At 42.0% G+C, this 14,937-nt stretch carries 10 protein-coding genes; 6 read left to right on the forward strand and 4 right to left on the reverse strand.

What is annotated here, in order from left to right:
- Positions 1-435: 435 nt before the first annotated feature.
- Positions 436-1,854, forward strand: a complete 1,419-nt coding sequence (locus RGE70_RS09860) for an endonuclease/exonuclease/phosphatase family protein (protein ID WP_310471285.1) — start codon at positions 436-438, stop codon at positions 1,852-1,854.
- 179 nt (positions 1,855-2,033) lie between these two features.
- On the opposite strand, the gene RGE70_RS09865 is transcribed toward RGE70_RS09860, so the two are convergent.
- The gene (locus RGE70_RS09865) at positions 2,034-2,288 is read right to left on the reverse strand and encodes a hypothetical protein (protein WP_310471286.1); all 255 of its coding nucleotides are present in this window, start codon (positions 2,286-2,288) and stop codon (positions 2,034-2,036) included.
- Positions 2,289-3,178: 890 nt separating this feature from the next.
- Between RGE70_RS09865 and RGE70_RS09870 the strand changes: the two genes are divergently transcribed.
- Positions 3,179-4,603: an endonuclease/exonuclease/phosphatase family protein gene (locus RGE70_RS09870; RefSeq protein WP_310471287.1), complete on the forward strand. Its 1,425-nt coding sequence runs from the start codon at positions 3,179-3,181 to the stop codon at positions 4,601-4,603.
- Between the two features lie 494 nt (positions 4,604-5,097).
- Here RGE70_RS09870 and RGE70_RS09875 read toward each other — a convergent pair whose 3' ends face one another.
- Positions 5,098-7,161 carry a dipeptidyl-peptidase 5 gene (locus RGE70_RS09875; RefSeq protein ID WP_310471288.1) on the reverse strand — a complete coding sequence of 688 codons (2,064 nt, stop codon included), beginning with the start codon at positions 7,159-7,161 and terminating at the stop codon, positions 5,098-5,100.
- A 208-nt stretch (positions 7,162-7,369) separates the two neighbouring features.
- Complete coding sequence (locus RGE70_RS09880; RefSeq protein WP_310471289.1) at positions 7,370-8,938, reverse strand: fumarate hydratase; 1,569 nt, start codon at positions 8,936-8,938, stop codon at positions 7,370-7,372.
- A 129-nt stretch (positions 8,939-9,067) separates the two neighbouring features.
- On the opposite strand from RGE70_RS09880, the gene pabB reads away from it, so the two are divergent.
- On the forward strand, positions 9,068-10,591 hold the full coding sequence (pabB, locus tag RGE70_RS09885; RefSeq protein WP_310471290.1) for an aminodeoxychorismate synthase component I: 1,524 nt from the start codon (positions 9,068-9,070) through the stop codon (positions 10,589-10,591).
- A gap of 4 nt (positions 10,592-10,595) precedes the next feature.
- Complete coding sequence (locus RGE70_RS09890) at positions 10,596-11,207, forward strand: CoA pyrophosphatase (RefSeq protein WP_310471291.1); 612 nt, start codon at positions 10,596-10,598, stop codon at positions 11,205-11,207.
- Between the two features lie 83 nt (positions 11,208-11,290).
- Here the strand turns inward: RGE70_RS09890 and RGE70_RS09895 are convergent, their stop codons facing one another.
- The gene (locus tag RGE70_RS09895; RefSeq protein ID WP_310471292.1) at positions 11,291-11,626 is read right to left on the reverse strand and encodes a hypothetical protein; all 336 of its coding nucleotides are present in this window, start codon (positions 11,624-11,626) and stop codon (positions 11,291-11,293) included.
- A gap of 148 nt (positions 11,627-11,774) precedes the next feature.
- Between RGE70_RS09895 and asnS the strand changes: the two genes are divergently transcribed.
- Both asnS and hyaA read left to right on the forward strand, forming a co-directional pair.
- Complete coding sequence (gene asnS, locus RGE70_RS09900) at positions 11,775-13,175, forward strand: asparagine--tRNA ligase (RefSeq protein ID WP_310471293.1); 1,401 nt, start codon at positions 11,775-11,777, stop codon at positions 13,173-13,175.
- Positions 13,176-13,800: 625 nt separating this feature from the next.
- A complete protein-coding gene (gene hyaA, locus RGE70_RS09905; RefSeq protein ID WP_310471294.1) occupies positions 13,801-14,937 on the forward strand; it encodes a nickel-dependent hydrogenase small subunit in 1,137 nt (378 codons plus the stop codon).

A 14,937-nucleotide genomic window follows, 5' to 3' on the forward strand; every position in this document is an offset into this window, starting at 1 on the left:
AAGTGGACTTAGCCCCAAAGAAAGCTAATTTTAAAAGGCCTGCATTTTTGCAGGCCTTTTCACTTTACCAGTGCATCACTGTTGCCATTAGCCCCTAATTAAAAGCAAGTTATCAATTTGAGATGCAAAGAGTGATAAAACCAAGCTTGACCATGAGTCATTACTGCCAATTATACACCTAGCCTACGTCAGTTATATCACATCAACACACCGACTAAATACGCAACAATTATGGTAACCTTGCAAAGATTAGCAAATAATAATACACCATTAACGTCGCACGAAAAAAACAACACCACTACAACTGAGTGCAAAATCGACACCTGAATAAATAAACGACACTGTTATATTTTAATCACCTTAACAGGTGTATAGAATGCCCGCCAACCCAAGGTATTGGGCGTTTTATAATAATTATCATTGATGGGTCAAAACATGAAACTACTTAAAACTGCAGCCGCTGCTGCTATTACCATTGCATTGTTAGCTGGGTGCAACGACGAAACCAACATTTACTATCCAAGTGAACCAACGCCAGCACCTGTCACAACAGATGTACGTATTGGTAGCTTTAACTTGTCTTTCGACCGAAACACTTACGCTGAACTCGTAACTGAAATGAAGTTAACCAAGGTCGAGCAAGATTCGTTAATGGCCCAGTGGTTTGATGGCACGATTAGCGATGAAGACAAAACAGTAGCAGAAAAAGTTATTCAAATTAAAAACATCGCAGCAATTATTCAAACTGAACGCCCTGCTGTATTATTAATGGCAGAGTTTAACAACGATGGTAGCGGTGAAGACTTAGAAGCGATCCAAGGTTTTCGTTTAAATTACCTATCAGTTCCACAAAATGCATTAGGTGCTACAGCCGCAACTGAAAAATTACTTGAGCCAATTCAGTTTGGTTATGCTGAAAGTTTTGCCACTAACACAGGTTTACTCAGTGATTTTGACTTAAACCGTGACGGCAACGTTGCTCTACCTGATGATGGTTGGGGCTTTGGCTTCTACCACGGCCAATATGCTTTCGGTTTATTATCACAATACCCAATTGACACGGCCAACATCCGTACTTTCCAAAACTTTAAATGGAAAGACATGCCAGGTGAAGCAAACCCAACCATTATCAACTGTGATGATAGTAACAACCCTATCCCTGCGGGTATGGCATGTGGTGATAAATGGTACACAGATGACGTGTGGGCAGTTCGACCTATGTCGTCTAAAAACCACGTTGATGCGCCAATTATCATCCCAACTGAAAACGGTGACAAAGTAGTGCATTTACTACTATCGCACCCAACGCCACCAATTTATGACACAGTAACGGAAAACAATAAGTTACTTAACCGTGCGGAAATCAAATTCTGGGATGACTACACTTCAGGCGAAGGTAGCTACATTTACGATGACGCAGGTAACGAAGGCGGCATTGCAGATGATGCTTCATTTGTCATCTTAGGTGATTTAAATGCTGATCCTGAAAGTGGTGACGGCCATTTAGATACCATTAAAGCGCTATTAAACAGCGATAAAGTGAACCAACTAGCGACCAATGGTGTTTATGCACCAACTAGCCTTGGTGGACCAGAGTGTTTAGCGACGGGCGAATGTAGAGCCGAAAACTGGGACACCCTATACCCAGATATGGTGACAAGCACTTCAGGCCTGCGTATAGACTTTGTTATGCCTTCAGCTGATTTAAATGTGACGGACTCAGGCGTATTCTGGCCAGCTACATTCGAAGAAGGTCGTTTATTGATGAATGACGAGCGTGTAGGTAACTATGGTGGTGGAGGAAAATCAGTTTCTTCAGATCACCGTTTCGTATGGGTAGACATTGAGTTGTAACTAGACATTGAATTGTAACTAGCAATTTTAAGTAAGTGCAGTAAACCTGTTTTACTGCACTTTTTGGTTAAGCTTAAATATTTAACGCCTAAAACTTATTACATTTGACGTGGTTACGCCTTAAATGCAGTGCCAAGCGTCAAAACCTGGTGATTCACCTTGCTTAACATTATTTAGATTTACTTCGCTTTAGTAGCACACTTTTTTACATCAACTTCTTGGCCATTAAAACTGCCACAAACATCTGCTTTCCACTGTACAATCACGCCATAAGCTGATGTATGTTGAATGCCAGGTTTACCGTTCCACTGTGGTTCTAGCAACTCTTTCATATTAGAAATATTGCCTGGATTGCCACCAAAAGTACCACCAGCAAACGAAGGAGCAGCAGTGATAAGAACTGAAAGGCCTAGTAGGATAATTGATTTTTTCATTATTATTTTCCATAAATAAGTAATTACACGACCAATAAATACATTGATTGTGAGTACTCAAAAAATTTAAGACTGTGAACGACAGGTTTGATAAAGGCTATTAAAATAGACACTTCAAACGTCCAAAAATATCGATTTATATATCGACTTGATTATTTTGCAGTGAAACACTGTCAATATTGCTATCTTGTATTTTGAGATGGTTATACATCCCAATGTTCGTAATTGTAGTACATATCAATTTATAAATTTGTTACGTACATCAATGTTTTTATATTGTAACCCACATTAACAACGACCACCACAAACCGCATCAACTCCACCAGCAGAATAACAGACGACCAAACTAAAGTGCGCCCAGCCAACAATCGCCCGCATTAATTTACTTAAAGCACGTTACATTACCAACAACTCAATTAGCACAACCCAAAAGATGCAGTAAGTTTGGCTAGCTAAAAATTTAAGTTAAGTAGGTTTTTTAGCATAAAATGCTATCGTTAATATATATTCAACAAGCAAATAGATATTTATAAGAATATAGTCACTACTTACAAGTAAATATCAGATGTTTTAAATAGGCTGTCAGCATTTTTTGAATCAATTAGCTGCATTAAATTACTTTTATGGTTTATTCCATCAGTGCTGTTATTTGAATTGAGTTCAAAATTACATTAACAAAATACCACCAGCATAAATGTAAACAATCGAGATCCCAATTGCATATTCGAGATAAACTAATCTAGTCAAATCAAATCATAGTTGACTGTAAAAGCGGCGTTCAAATCATTAATTCAGACCGTTATATTTTAATCAGCTTCACAGGTGTATAGAATGTGCGCGAAGCTCTAGGTATTGGGCGTTATTCTTTAATTTTATTGATGGATCAAAACATGAAGCAACTAAAAACAGCAGCAGTTGCTGCTATTACCGCAGCCATTACTGTAGCACTGCTATCTGGGCATAGCGGTAACACCCATGACAACCATTCAATTGCTGCCGATCCTACAACTAAGAACGTTCGTATCGGTACATTTAACTTATCTTTCGACAGACGCTCATACGCTGATCTAGTTACAGAAATGAAACTTACTCGCGTAGAGCAAGATGCGTTAATGGATAAATGGTTTAACAACACACTTAACGATGAAGATAAAGCAGTTGCAGAAAAAGTTATTCAAATTAAAAACATCGCTGCAATTATTCAAACCGAGCGCCCTGCAGTCCTTTTAATGGCTGAGTTCAATAACGATGGCACCGGTGAAGACCTAGAAGCTATTCAAGGGTTTCGTTTAAATTATCTGTCGGTGCCTCAGAACGCGTTAGGCTCTACAGCTGACAAAGTTGAATTACTCAAACCAATTCAATTTGGTTATGCGCAAAGCTTTGCCACTAATACGGGCTTACTTAGTGAGTTTGATTTGGACCATAACGGTACAGTTTCTTTACCTGGTGATGCTTGGGGTTTTGGTGTCTATCATGGTCAGTATGCTTTCGGAGTATTGTCGCAATACCCAATTGATACCAACAATATCCGTACTTTCCAAAACTTTAAGTGGAAAGACATGCCAGGCGCCGCTAACCCAACTATTACCAATTGTAACGATGCTAACAAGCCTCTTCCTGCAGGTATGACATGCGGTGACAATTGGTATACCGACCAAGCATGGGCAGCAAAACCAATGTCGTCTAAAAACCATGTTGATGCGCCAATTATCATTCCAACTGCAAATGGAGACAAAGTCGTTCACTTATTGTTGTCGCACCCTACACCACCGGTTTTTGATACATTTACTGAAAACAATAAACAGCTTAACCGCGCTGAAATTAAGTTTTGGAATGACTATATTTCAGGTGATGCCAGTTACATATATGATGACGCTGGTCACAAAGGTGGCATAGCTACTGATGCTTCATTTGTTATTTTAGGCGACTTAAATGCTGATCCTCAAAGTGGTGACGGATATTTAGACACCATTAAGGACTTACTACACAGCGATAAGGTGAATCAGTATGCAACTCATGGAGTTAATATACCCACCAGCCTTGGCGGACCAGAATGTTTAGCAATGGGTGAATGTAAAGAGCAAAACTGGGCTACCCGTTACCCTGACAGCCTAACCAATACTTCTGGGCTACGTTTAGATTTTGTGATGCCGTCAGCTGATTTAAATGTGACAGATTCTGGAGTATTCTGGCCAGCCTCTTTTGAAGATGGCCGCTTAATGATGAATGACAAACGCGTGGGTAAATGGGGAGGCGGCGGAAAATCTGTCTCGTCTGATCACCGTTTAGTGTGGGTAGACATAGCGCTGTAGTTTATTGCTTTACTAATAATAAGTGCAGTGGATCTTATTTACTGCACTTTTGCCCAGCCTTCATCCCCCTTGTGAATAGCTACATTTTCTTTCAACCAGATTATCAAGTAATCTATTAGGCAACGCTGACTCTCTAACCACTTGTTTTCATTTCATGGCCTCGCCCAGTTTGTCTGTGTTAAACCAATATAGCGTGTTATAACACTGCAAAACTACGATATTACACGCATGGTACACACAACACTTGCTCTATACAGCACAGCCCATTAGCCATTAATATTCGGTCGCAATTAGCTTAGTCAGTTGATTGCTATTAACCATTTTTTACTCCCTTTATATCTACACAAGATTAAAGCTTTAATATTAAAGGTTAGTTACTAGCAATAGCTCATACTGCCAATAGCTCAAGTTTACAAAGCAAATGGTGAATGACAATTTCCATGCACAAAAAAGCCAGAAACTCAGTTCTGGCTCTTTTCATTCACTTGTAAGTATTACTCACTCAACAAGTTTTCTCTTTCAGTCCAACGATCCATCCACCCTAGTACATTTTTGTACCATTGCTCTAGGTTGTCCGGGTTTAGGATCCAATGGTTTTCATCTGGGTAAATTAATAACTCAGATGGGATCCCTTTGCGTTGCATGAGCGTATAAGCCGCAAGACCTTGACCGTAAGGTACACGGAAATCTTTTTCCCCATGGATCACTAACATTGGTGTTTTCCAGTTATCAACAAAGTTAACAGGATTGAATTTTTCGTACAGGGCTTTGTTTTTATCGTATGGGCCACCAAACTCATATTCAGGGAACCAGAGTTCTTCTGTCACATAGTACATAGAACGCATATCAAACAAACCAGCGTGGTTGACTAAACATTTAAAACCGTCGTTCCAGTTACCTTGGATCCAGTTCATCATGTAGCCCCCGTATGAACCACCCAATGCACAAGCGCGATCACCGTCTAACCACTTTTGTTGTTGTGTAACGGCTGCAAGACCTTTTTGCAGATCTTCTAGCGGCTTGCCGCCCCAATCTTGAGTTATAGAGTCAGTAAATGCTTGGCCATAACCGGTAGAGCCATGAAAATCAATCATCACTACACCGTAACCGGCACCCGCCCATAATTGCGCGTTCCAACGGCTACTAAATGTATTACCAAATGAACCTTGCGGTCCACCGTGAACTAAAAACGCAATCGGGTATTTTTCGCCTTGTTTATAGTTTGCCGGTTTTATCCAGTAACCATATACCTCTTCGTTGTTCCAGCCTTTAAAACTAAATTGCTGATACTCACCAAAGGTAATTTCAGCTAACTTGTCTTTGTTAATCTCGGTTAAACGATTAAGGTTTTGCCCATCTAGGTTAACAGAATAGAGATCGCCTGGCTCAACCAGTGACTTATGGCTAAAGACAAGCTTGTCAGCTGCGAGGCCCACGATATTGTTGCTACCTTCGTTGAAAATGGTCTTAACGTCGCCAAACTGGGTGTTAACTTCGAATATAGAAACTTGACCAATATCTTGCGCTGTAACAAAAAGAGTTTTGTTGTCGGTGCCAAAAGCCAATGAGCTCGGACTACGATCCCATAATGGCGCGACTTCTTTTTCTTGTCCGGTAACAGTGTCACGCAACATAATACGGTAACGGTCGGCTTCAAAACCCGGTTTGGTCATTGCTAAATAAGCTAAGTATCGACCATCAGCAGAATATGTAGGATGTGCATCCCATGCTTTATTCGACTCTGTTAAGTTTTTAACCTCGCCACCATCAACACTGACTTGCCACAAATCATAGTTTGTCGTCCAGGCTTGGTCTTTACTCGGAGCTTTAGCGCTATAAACCACGTGTTTACCATCGGGTGTGAAAGTGACTTCTTCCATACCTGAAAATGGTTTAGGTGGAGTTTCAGTGTCTAAGCCTGCAGTAACATCTACAGCTGTGGTTACTGTATCGCCATTTAACTGCGCAACAAATAGATGGCTTCTTGAATGGTCGTTCCAAGTATCCCAATGTCTAACCATTAGTTGCTTGTATTCTTTACCTGTTGAGGTACGTGCTGTTTCAGCATCAAACTTGTCTTTTGAACATGCCAGATCATCACATTCTGGGAATACCCGCATGTTAATAACAGCTTGAGTGCCATCATTTGACAGTTTAAAGCCTTCTACATCTAGTGGAAAATCAGTAACTTGTTTTGCTTCGCCGCCGTTTAAAGGCAATTGGTATAGTTGGCTAGAGCCATTACGTGCAGCAACAAAATATATACTTTTGTCGTTTGGACCGAATGCAACACTGTGTTCAGTCCCGGCAAACTGGGTAATTTGTTTAACGTTGGCAGTCGTTAGGTCTTGAATATAAAGGTCTGAACTGCCCTTACCGTTACTATCAACATTTTTGATGGCATAAACCACTTTAGTACCATCTTGAGATAATACAGCCGAATGCAGTTTGTTAATTTTAACCAGCTGTTGTACAGCGAAAGGTGTCGGAGATGCAGCTGTCACATTAAATGCGGCACCGACAGCAGCAAGCGCCATAATGATTGCAGTTTTTTTCATCGTTATAATCTTATTGTTATGTTTAAAGGCGTGTTACCACTGTGATGCGACAACATGTCCCCTATGCGATAGAGCACATTATCCAAAATAAATCGCTTAAGCAATACGTTAAGCTATTCAAAACGTGTCTAAATGTGACCTAGTGAACGCTATTTATACTAGCCGCAGTCACTTGAGTTACTGCGGCTATCATCGAGAAGTAATGTGTTTACTTAGCGTTTAACTTTACTTTCCAGATTGCAGGGCCTGTATCATGTGCATTAACGCCTTCTGAATCGACCGCCACGGTTACCGGCATGTCTTTTACTTCAAACTCATAGATGGCTTCCATCCCCAGTTCTTCAAACGCAACCACTTTTGATTTTTTAATCGCCTTAGAGACTAAGTAAGCCGCGCCGCCTACGGCCATTAAATAACATGATTTGTGTTTTTTAATCGATGCGACCGTTGCAGTGCCTCGCTCAGCTTTACCAATCATGCCCATTAGGCCGGTTTGCTCTAGCATTAAGTCTGTAAACTTGTCCATACGAGTTGCCGTTGTTGGGCCTGCTGGGCCAACCACTTCATTACCCACGGGATCAACGGGGCCAACGTAATAGATAAACTTACCTTTAAAGTCCACGCCTTCAGGTAAACCTTCGCCGCTTTCAATTAAGCTTTGGATCCGCTTATGCGCAGCATCACGTCCGGTTAGCATTTTTCCGCTAAGTAAAATGGTATCGCCACTTTGCCATTGCTCCATGTCTGCTTGAGTCACCGTATCTAGGTTAACTCGGCGCACGCTCTCGCCTACTTCCCAGGTGATTTGAGGCCAATCTTCTAGTGAAGGTGGCGTTAGATCGGCAGGTCCGCTTCCATCAAGGTGGAAATGCACATGTCGGGTGGCAGCACAATTGGGGATCATCACCACTGGCTTTGATGCTGCATGCGTTGGTGCCGATTTAATTTTAATATCTAATACCGTTGTCACTCCCCCAAGGCCTTGGGCACCAATACCTAGTTTGTTAGCACGTTCAAAGATTTCAAGGCGGAGCTTTTCATCAGTTGTTTCAGCGCCACGAGCTTGTAACTCATGAATATCAACCGGATCCATTAATGACTCTTTTGCCATCACAGCAGCTTTCTCGGCAGTACCACCAATGCCTATGCCCAACATACCCGGCGGACACCAACCTGCGCCCATCGTCGGTAAGGTTTTTTCTACCCATGCAGCAATATCGTCTGACGGGTTAAGCATCACCATTTTAGATTTATTTTCTGAACCGCCACCTTTAGCCGCAATTGCGACTTCTACATGTGAGCCTGGCACCATTTCAACGTGTACAACTGAGGGGGTATTGTCTTTGGTATTTTTACGACCACCAGCAGGATCAGCAACTATAGATGCACGTAGTGGGTTGTCAGGGTTGGTATAAGCTTGGCGAACACCTTCATCAACCATCTCTTGTACCGTCATGTCCGTTTTGTCCCACTGCACTGCCATACCAATTTTGACAAAGCAGGTCACAATACCAGTATCTTGGCATAACGGACGTTTACCTTCTGCCGACATGCGAGAGTTGATCAAAATCTGGGCTATCGCATCCTTTGCAGCAGCACTTTCTTCGCGCTCATAGGCATCAGCCATTGAGTCGACGAAATCTTTTGGGTGATAATAAGAGATATATTGTAGGGCATCAGCAACGCTTTCGATTAAATCGGTTTGCTTGATTACAGAGACTACTTGGCTCACAGACACTTCCTTATTTAACTGACACTTATTAATTGAACATCTCATCAACAGACTGAGGTGCGCGTTCCAATAGCCATAATTGGCTTATGTGTTTTGTTTTTATAACTTGTGTTAGCAATATGATACTCTTTCGCGACTTTTAGTTAAACATCACATTTTAGATAGGGTTATTAGATGAACAGCACGGCGCTTAAGCCCGTATTTTCGATGCGTCTTGATTGGAGTATCAACACTGAGTCACTTTTTAGCGTATTTGCATGCCAACCTTGGGCGATATTACTCGACTCTGCTGATGCTGAGCACATTGATGCTCAATATGATGTCATTTGTGTAGCGCCTATAGCGACTTTAGTTAGTAATGAAAACGATACCACAATTACCCGTGGTGTTAATCGAGCCCCGCTCTATGATTTATCGTCACTTCAAACTGAGCCTGCAGCGCATACCACCATAATAAACCAGCAAGATCCCTTTACGGTGTTGCAACAAACTTTAACTGAACTATTCCCTGAGACTAAAAGTAGTGAGCTGCCTTTTGCTGGCGGTGCTATGGGTAGTTTTAGTTATGATCTCGCTCGTAAAGTTGAGAAGCTACCTTCTCTTGCAGCCAATGATATTACCCTACCAATAATGAACATTGGTATTTATGATTGGGCAATTATCTATGATTATCAGCAAAGCTGTTGGACGCTAGTTCATTATCAAAGTCAACAAGCATTAACCACTTTAAAAAAACAACTTGAAGGCATACTGGGTAAAGCAGGGCTGATCCCGCCTTCAACGCTGGCTTTGACTAACACCCCGAGTAAAGTGCCAACAACGCAAGTAGCCAGCACACCGTTTAGGTTAATCTCCCCATGGCACAACCAAATTGATACCACGGCATACCATGCTAAATTTAATCAAATTCAGAATTACTTACACAGTGGCGATTGTTACCAAATCAACCTGACACAACGCTTCAGTAGCCAATATGAGGGTGACGAATGGCAGGCTTACTTAGCATTACGAAGCGCTAACTCAGCCCCTTTCTCAGCATTTATTCGGTTACCGCACCATGCAGTACTGTCAATATCACCTGAACGCTTTATTTCCTTGCAGGGTGATAAAATTCAAACTAAGCCAATTAAAGGCACCATGTCTCGAGATCCCGACCCATTAAAGGATAAACAATCTGCGCAGATATTGGCTGATTCAGAAAAAGATCGAGCTGAAAACCTAATGATTGTTGACTTACTGCGCAACGACATCGGTAGAGTGGCAACGCCTGGGTCGGTTACAGTGCCAAAATTATTTGATATCGAGAGTTTTCCAGCGGTGCATCATTTAGTCAGTACTGTAACTGCCACGCTAAAAGAGACTTTAACGGCCACTGACCTATTGCAAGCGTGTTTTCCTGGAGGTTCAATCACAGGCGCTCCCAAAATACGGGCTATGGCCATAATCGAAGAGCTTGAACCCTCAAGAAGAAGCCTTTACTGTGGTTCTATTGGTTATATTAGCCAAAGCGGAACAATGGATACTAGTATTACTATACGCACTTTAGTTGCGGAGCAAGCTCAGCAGGCCAACACATTATATTGTTGGGCAGGCGGTGGCATTGTGGCTGATTCACATGTTGACGCCGAATATCAAGAAACATTCGACAAGGTAAGCAAAATATTACCGGTGTTGTCACGTATTAACCAAGAGGCGTAATGATATGGATTTAGGTGAGTTTAGGCTTAATTTTAACCTTCAACCTTTGCCTCAATCCTATCACTTAAATCACGACCATCCATTAGGGTTAGCAAAACCCTTACGCAAAGCTGCTGTACTGATTGCGCTTAGCATCAATAACGGCGAACTAGAGCTTATCCTTACTCGCAGACCGCAACACTTACGAGCTCATCCTGGGCAAATCAGTTTCCCAGGCGGCAAAGTCGAAGAGTTCGATCTCGATCTAGCTGCCACAGCACTACGCGAGGCACATGAAGAGATTGGATTGTCTGATAGTAATGTTGAGGTGATTGGCCTTTTACAAGACCACAAGACCTTTACCGGATTCGATATTACCCCAGTAGTAAGTATTGTAAAGCAGCCCTTTACGCCACAGATTGACCCTGGAGAGGTTGACGAACTATTTACTGTGCCGCTGTCATTTTTACTAAAACAAAGTAACCGCCATACACAATACTTTAGTCGCAACGGGGTTAAGTTTCCGATGCACTTTATCGGTTACAAATCGTATTTTATTTGGGGGGCTACCGCAGCGATAATAGATCAGCTATGCCGTTTAATCTCCCGACATGACCATACTATTTGGTCAAATTAATTGAACATATTGGTTATTAGCCCTCTACAGGAAAATACCAACACCATCCATAATGCCGACAATTATGCTGAGCACTGACAAGCTTAAACAACAAATCGAATATATAAGCCCGCCGATAAAGAACTGACAAATAACAGCGGAATGTTAACCCACCAACCCAGCTGACTATGTTTAGCAATATAGTAATTAAACCCTAAGTTCACAAAGCTTATCAGTGCGCACCACCAAATAATATCAGCCAGTAACACGGTTAAGCCGGGATCCCATTCAATTTGAACCGCCGCACCATGGCTTTGTAAAAATCCGACTGCCGTGTCTGGCCTTGCTTTATCAAAAACTAATAACGCATAAATAGCCAGTGACCAGCCGATAACTGATAACGTGGTAAGCAAATATTGGAAAGTTTTGACTCTTTTCATCGATACACCCTACTGAATTTGCCAACTTTTTTAAACAATACCAAGATACTGACCAACTTACCTTACTTTCCACTTGAGAAAAGCCAATATCAAGGTAATATAAACACCCAAATTTATATTAAACATTTCGTTGGAGAACTAAGCAACAATGAGCATTACATCTGTCGCTTCTGTGTTTAAAGGTGACTTTGCGATTGGTTCGCAAATCACAGTACGTGGCTGGGTTAGATCCCGCCGCGATTCTAAAGCAGGGATCTCATTCCTAGCTATTTATGACGGTTCATGCTTTGACCCGATCCAGGGTGTAGTTCCGAATAATTTAGAAAATTACAACAACGAAGTGTTAAAGCTAACTGCAGGTTGTTCTGTCGTTATGACTGGTGAGGTTGTTGAATCTCCTGGTAAAGGCCAAGCCTTCGAAATACAAGTGACTAAAGTTGAGGTTGCTGGTTGGGTTGAAGATCCAGACACTTACCCTATGGCCGCTAAACGTCACTCAATTGAGTACCTACGCGAACTAGCACATTTACGTCCACGTACTAATATCATTGGCGCTGTTGCCCGTGTTCGTAACTGTTTGTCTCAAGCTATTCACCGTTTTTACAACGAACAAGGTTTTATTTGGGTTTCAACACCACTTATTACTGCATCTGACACCGAAGGTGCTGGTGAGATGTTCCGTGTATCAACATTGGATCTTGAAAACTTACCTCTTAACGACAAAGGCGCCGTAGATTACAGCGAAGACTTTTTCGGTAAAGAGTCATTCTTAACAGTATCGGGTCAGCTAAACGCTGAAACCTATGCTTGTGCTCTATCAAAGGTTTATACCTTTGGTCCAACATTCCGCGCAGAAAACTCAAACACCAGTCGTCACCTTGCTGAGTTTTGGATGGTTGAGCCTGAAGTGGCTTTCGCTGACCTAGATGATGCAGCAAAGCTGGCTGAAGATATGCTGAAGTATTGCTTTAGAGCTGTGCTGGCTGAGTGCCGTGATGACCTAGAGTTCTTTGCTCAACGTGTTGAGAAAACAGCGATTCAACGTTTAGAGTCTTTCGTGACCAGTGATTTTGCTCAAATAGATTACACTGACGCAATTGAAGTACTTAAAGCCTGTGATAAAAAGTTTGAGTACGACGTTGAATGGGGTATCGATTTACACTCCGAGCATGAACGCTACCTCGCTGAAGAACATTTCAAAGCACCGGTTGTTGTTAAAAACTACCCGAAAGATATCAAAGCATTCTACATGCGTTTGAATGACGACGGTAAAACAGTTGCAGCAATGGATGTATTGGCACCAGGTATTGGTGAGATCATTGGTGGTGCACAACGTGAAGAGCGCTTAGACGTACTAGATGCTCGTCTTGCGGAAATGGAACTGAGCCAAGAAGATTACTGGTGGTACCGTGACCTGCGTCGTTATGGCACTGTGCCACACGCTGGTTTTGGTTTAGGCTTCGAACGTTTGGTTTCTTACGTAACGGGTGTTTCTAACATTCGCGACGTGATCCCGTTCCCAAGAGCACCTAAGTCAGCTAACTTTTAAGTCATAGCGTCAAACCGTATTTGACATTAAGACTAAACGAAAAAAGCCTCTAATTACATTAGAGGCTTTTTTGTATCAAATGCTCAAGCAAATGTGCCTCATAAAACCCACTAGTCGTCACCCGCTTTTTAAGCTGCCTTATTTCTGTCATTTTTATAGGCTCTTTATATCATCAATGAGCTTAACCATCTTTTCTGGCTTAACCTCTGTTTCGCTCGACTTAGCTTCCGCTTTATCTGAACTCATCAACTTAAACACGCAGCCGGATTAAATCTATGGCAACGGATGTTTAAATGCTCTTATCTGCCATAAATGGGATGAGCAACAGCATAATCGTTTACTTCATACGTCACTACATGTTAATGATAGTTATTAACATAACCAATGAATATTACTTACTTTTGTAGCCAAGCTCAAAATGGGCATTGATCACACTTTTTCAATGGGTTGGACATATTGTCCTTGGCCACAAAATTTAAATGATCTAGCTCAAGACAGTCATATCTTGCCCTGCTCTATCCCCTCAAACTCCATTAAACCTTGACACATATCAATATTCTTACGCTTTTTGCGGCCTAGACTGTTCTCGATGAGAAAAGTCTTACCCATAAAATAAGGTTAAACCATGGAAACACATGAAGCCCTTTATCAACAAGGCGTGGCGCGAATGGAACAATTGCGCCAACTAAAACCACGCCAAGGTGATACGCTTAAAGATAAGATGTTACAAAACGGCATAAGCCGTCGTGATTTTATGAAATGGACAGCATCTGTTACTGCGATGCTTGCGCTACCTCTTCCATTCAGTACATTAGTTGCTGAAGCCGCTGAATTAGCTGACCGAGTACCACTCATTTGGCTACATTTAGCAGAATGTACGGGTTGTTCAGAAGCCCTTATCCGTACTGATTCTCCTAATCTTGACTCTTTAATCTTTGACCATGTGTCTCTTGAATACCAAGAAACATTAATGGCTGCAGCTGGCTGGCAAGCAGAAGAGAATCTAGAGCATGCATTAGAAGCCTATCATGGTAACTATTTGCTGGCCGTTGAAGGTGCTGTACCTACAGCCAATAATGGTTCTTTCCTAACAGTTGGCTGTAAAGGTCACACTGGCTTACATATTGTAAAAGAAGCTGCTGAAGGCGCCGCCGCGATTATCTCGGTTGGTACTTGTGCCGCTTTTGGTGGCGTTCAAGCTGCTGCACCTAACCCTACAGGTGCAAAAGGTGTTTACGAAGTTGTTGACAAGCCGGTTATCAATCTTGGTGGCTGTCCACCAAGCGAGAAGAACATTGTTGGTACACTGATGTACTTCATCATGTTTGGCAAACTTCCAGCATTAGACATGTTCAACCGTCCTAAATGGGCTTATGGTGCACGCGTGCATGATAACTGTGAAAGACGTGGTCGTTTTGATGCAGGTGAATTTGTTGAAGAATTTGGTGATGTAGGTGCTAAAGAAGGTTACTGCTTATACAAAGTAGGTTGTAAAGGGCCTTACACGTATAACAACTGCCCAACTGAACGTTTCAACCATCATACTAGTTGGCCAGTATTAGCAGGCCACGGTTGTATGGGCTGTTCAGAGCCTAATTTCTGGGATGATATGGCTGATTTTGAAAAACCACTAGGTAGAAAATTACTACACGGAATTGACGCCACAACTGACACCATAGGTGCAGTTATTTTAGGTGCCACTGCTGTCGGACTCGGCGCACACGCAGTTGTCAGTGTCTTTGCCAAATCTGAAGAGGAATAA

Origin of the sequence: Shewanella youngdeokensis (assembly GCF_033180165.1) — a bacterium.
GTDB classification, from domain to species: Bacteria; Pseudomonadota; Gammaproteobacteria; order Enterobacterales; family Shewanellaceae; genus Shewanella; species Shewanella youngdeokensis.

What these genes read in the sequence shown, in the direction of transcription:
- RGE70_RS09860 (WP_310471285.1), top strand. Translation starts at nt 436, where the DNA reads ATGAAACTACTTAAAACTGCAGCCGCTGCTGCTATTACCATTGCATTG.
- RGE70_RS09865 (WP_310471286.1), bottom strand. Translation starts at nt 2,288, where the DNA reads ATGAAAAAATCAATTATCCTACTAGGCCTTTCAGTTCTTATCACTGCT.
- RGE70_RS09870 (WP_310471287.1), top strand. Translation starts at nt 3,179, where the DNA reads ATGAAGCAACTAAAAACAGCAGCAGTTGCTGCTATTACCGCAGCCATT.
- RGE70_RS09875 (WP_310471288.1), bottom strand. Translation starts at nt 7,161, where the DNA reads ATGAAAAAAACTGCAATCATTATGGCGCTTGCTGCTGTCGGTGCCGCA.
- RGE70_RS09880 (WP_310471289.1), bottom strand. Translation starts at nt 8,938, where the DNA reads ATGAGATGTTCAATTAATAAGTGTCAGTTAAATAAGGAAGTGTCTGTG.
- pabB (WP_310471290.1), top strand. Translation starts at nt 9,068, where the DNA reads ATGAACAGCACGGCGCTTAAGCCCGTATTTTCGATGCGTCTTGATTGG.
- RGE70_RS09890 (WP_310471291.1), top strand. Translation starts at nt 10,596, where the DNA reads ATGGATTTAGGTGAGTTTAGGCTTAATTTTAACCTTCAACCTTTGCCT.
- RGE70_RS09895 (WP_310471292.1), bottom strand. Translation starts at nt 11,626, where the DNA reads ATGAAAAGAGTCAAAACTTTCCAATATTTGCTTACCACGTTATCAGTT.
- asnS (WP_310471293.1), top strand. Translation starts at nt 11,775, where the DNA reads ATGAGCATTACATCTGTCGCTTCTGTGTTTAAAGGTGACTTTGCGATT.
- hyaA (WP_310471294.1), top strand. Translation starts at nt 13,801, where the DNA reads ATGGAAACACATGAAGCCCTTTATCAACAAGGCGTGGCGCGAATGGAA.